This is a genomic window from Planktothricoides sp. SR001, from assembly GCF_001276715.1.
GTDB lineage: Bacteria > Cyanobacteriota > Cyanobacteriia > Cyanobacteriales > Laspinemataceae > Planktothricoides > Planktothricoides raciborskii.
The window spans coordinates 1-2,816 of sequence record NZ_LIUQ01000127.1 but is presented as its reverse complement, the minus strand read 5'-3'; the positions used below and the strand labels follow the sequence as shown (position 1 = coordinate 2,816).

Sequence of the window (2,816 nt, the reverse complement as noted above, 5' to 3'; positions counted from 1 at the left end):
GTCGGCTGGGGATTAATCCCCAGCTACCCTTTTATATTACCAGTTTTGCTTAAAATCTTGATTGCTTTAACCTCTTTTTTTCTAGGAAAAGTTTGATGATTGTCGGTTTTCGCAGCTTAGGCTAAGTTGAATCCCTAAACAAAAAGGTTAATTTATGGGAGATAAAAATATTGATTTTACGATTAGCAAACGCTCCTACAATCAAGCTGTAAAAACTTGGATTGAGCTAGATTACGCAGGCCGTATTAACGGCAATTGGGTTGATTGGCTGTTAGACGCGACGACTTTTGGCTTAGGAAGTCTTTCGGACGATTCTTCCATTGAAAAAGCACAAGTCGTCAATCAACTTGCTGTGGATTGTGTCGAGGACGGTTTTGAATCTATTGATTGTTATTTTGATGCACGAATACGCGGATAACATTATGCTTTTTTGTCTGGGTAATTTGAGGTAATTTTAGGCTAATTAACATTGAATTTTTAAAAAATTTAATTGTTTTTTTATTTTTAATTGGCATCTTTACGCATTTTTAACCATTTGACAATTTTAGCATAGCTTAAGATTGGGAAAATTCAAGTCATGCTAAAATTTATTTTTAATTTTAAAAAATATTAGTTAAATATTTTCAAAAAAATAAAAAATTATTTATTCAATTTTTTAGGAAAATTATCCATTAGTTATCCAAAAAAAACAAAGAGTAAAAATGTTACAATTTACTGGCAATCAACCAGTCAGCAACAACACCAAAACTTACAGCAATAGCGCTCATGCTACCATTGCTGTGTCTGTGACGGCTGTCGATGCGATCGCCGCACGTAGTGACAGAAAGCGATTAATCATGATCAATCGTTCTGTTAATACTTTGTATGTGGCAACAGGTACGGTGGCCAGCAAACCAGCTACTGCCGCAAATGCTGAAATTGAAATTCCCGGCCAGTACGCTTATGAATTTTCTGCTGTGCCTACAACTGCAATCAATTTCCTTTGGGCAAGCAACTCGACACCTGATTCACGCGCCGAAGCTTTGATTACTGAAAACTGGTAATTATGATTCCTTTACGACCAATCATTGAGACTTCTGAGACCCACGCCCCAAACCACGCAATCGAGGGCACTGACCCGCTTACCCCAGAGGCGATCGGTGCAGCCGCCGCATCGCATACTCAGACCGGCGCTCAAATTTCTGGGAATATTTCCGGGAGTGCCGCCAATATTACTGGGATAGCTGCGATCGCGAATGGGGGCACCGGGCTTAGTACCGTATCAGCGGCAAGAACTAATCTACAAGTAGGAATGTCCGATATTCCGTACACTTTTAGTGAAGGATAGAGTTTATATAGTACATTTAAAATAACTAAATTCTCAAGTTTAGTTATTATTAGTGGAGAAGTGAAGAGGTCATCTGGGAATAATAATATTTTAGTATTGCCTCAAAATTGTCGTCCGATAAGCCGTGTTTATTTACAATGCTGGATGTACATTGACAGATATTATTTATGCACTGCGTTTTGTGCAGAAGCCATAACTTTAGAAACTGCTTCCATACCAATTCCGTCAGTAATTCCTTGGATCCAAATCAACGTTACCTTTTTGACTGCTAATCCTTAGATAAAATAAGTCCTAGCAAGGAATAGGATCCTATTGTTGGCTAGGGATTCCTGTCGCATTAAGGTTCCTTGCAATTTATCCACACCCGTAGGCTCTGGGAGGCGATCGCCGTTTGGCTTTAATAAGTTTGTGAAGTTTTATTAAGAATTTTAAGCAATTATTGCCTTTGGCGTTATAAAAACTTCATAATCAATCTCAGAATTTTATCGATCTTCTAGCCAGATATCACAAAGAGAGATACATAGAAGAGAGATGCATAGAAGAGAGAATTTTCCTCTTTCCTCTCTCCTCTTTCCTCAGAAGTGGTATAACGTGGCGATTACCGAAACGGATCCAACTAAAGCGGCATCCGCCCTAAACCAGATAATCCCATATCCACGAAAACACAGACAACACAACAGGAGTCAGGCATCATGGCACTAAAAAACTTATTTGGCAAAAAATCTGAATATTTCTTAGAATTGGACGAAGCCAAAGGCACTGGGTCAGCGACAACTGCACCAAAAGCTGAACCGGCTGCACCAAAAGCTGAACCCGCTGCCGCCAAAGTAGAAGCGCCGAAGACTGAGAAAGCCCCGGCACCGAAAGCCCCGGCACCGAAAGCGAAAAAATCTGAACCCGCCCCGGCCCCAGCAGCAGCCCCAGCCCCAGCCAAGCCAGCCCCAGCACCGGCAAAAGCTGCGGAACCCGTGGGTGGATTTGCGACCCAATATTTAATGCCCAGCACAGGCCCCCGTCGTCGTCCTGGTCCTAATATGAAAACTTTCTTAGATATGGCCAGCCAAATGGGAAATAAGTAAAACAATTAATTAGAAATATATAGATCGGAAACCGGGTTTCTTTGGTGAATATCAACAGTTATCTGTGGAATTCTAAAAAAAACCCGGTTTTTTGTCTGGGGATTTGTGGTCTGGGAGAAAATATCTATTTGAAAATAGTTCTTTGATTTTAAATTATCGATTTCAAAGGGCTGAAAAACCGTCGGGGGTTAAAACCCCCGCCTCATAGCTAAAGTCGGATAAATCCGACTAAAATTATACCAAATTCAAAAATTATTGCTACAATTAAGCTGTTAATTTGGGCGCCAGCATTGCGCCCATAATGTGGCATTTTTAGTTAAAAACGTTATAATTTGAGTTCAAATTATAGCACTTTTCGGAGTTATGAAGTACAAAAAAACTGTCATTCCAGCAATTCTCATTTTGGCAAA

Annotated in this window: 4 protein-coding genes; all 4 read left to right on the top strand. The window is 40.1% G+C overall.

Features of this window, described 5'->3' with window-relative positions; genetic code table 11:
- Nucleotides 1-154: 154 nt before the first annotated feature.
- The 4 genes from AM228_RS28625 to AM228_RS28610 all read left to right on the top strand — a co-directional run bounded on the left by AM228_RS28625 (nt 155) and on the right by AM228_RS28610 (nt 2,406).
- A complete protein-coding gene (locus tag AM228_RS28625) occupies nt 155-418 on the top strand; it encodes a hypothetical protein (protein ID WP_054470441.1) in 264 nt (87 codons plus the stop codon).
- Between the two features lie 283 nt (nt 419-701).
- Nucleotides 702-1,043: a hypothetical protein gene (locus AM228_RS28620; protein WP_054470439.1), complete on the top strand. Its 342-nt coding sequence runs from the start codon at nt 702-704 to the stop codon at nt 1,041-1,043.
- A 2-nt stretch (nt 1,044-1,045) separates the two neighbouring features.
- A complete protein-coding gene (locus AM228_RS28615; RefSeq protein ID WP_054470438.1) occupies nt 1,046-1,327 on the top strand; it encodes a hypothetical protein in 282 nt (93 codons plus the stop codon).
- Between the two features lie 692 nt (nt 1,328-2,019).
- Complete coding sequence (locus AM228_RS28610) at nt 2,020-2,406, top strand: hypothetical protein (RefSeq protein WP_072160969.1); 387 nt, start codon at nt 2,020-2,022, stop codon at nt 2,404-2,406.
- The last annotated feature ends 410 nt before the right edge of the window (nt 2,407-2,816 follow it).

Excerpts from the sequence above, each read along its gene's own strand:
- AM228_RS28610 (WP_072160969.1), top strand. The coding sequence starts at position 2,020 with ATGGCACTAAAAAACTTATTTGGCAAAAAATCTGAATATTTCTTAGAA.
- AM228_RS28620 (WP_054470439.1), top strand. The coding sequence starts at position 702 with ATGTTACAATTTACTGGCAATCAACCAGTCAGCAACAACACCAAAACT.
- AM228_RS28625 (WP_054470441.1), top strand. The coding sequence starts at position 155 with ATGGGAGATAAAAATATTGATTTTACGATTAGCAAACGCTCCTACAAT.
- AM228_RS28615 (WP_054470438.1), top strand. The coding sequence starts at position 1,046 with ATGATTCCTTTACGACCAATCATTGAGACTTCTGAGACCCACGCCCCA.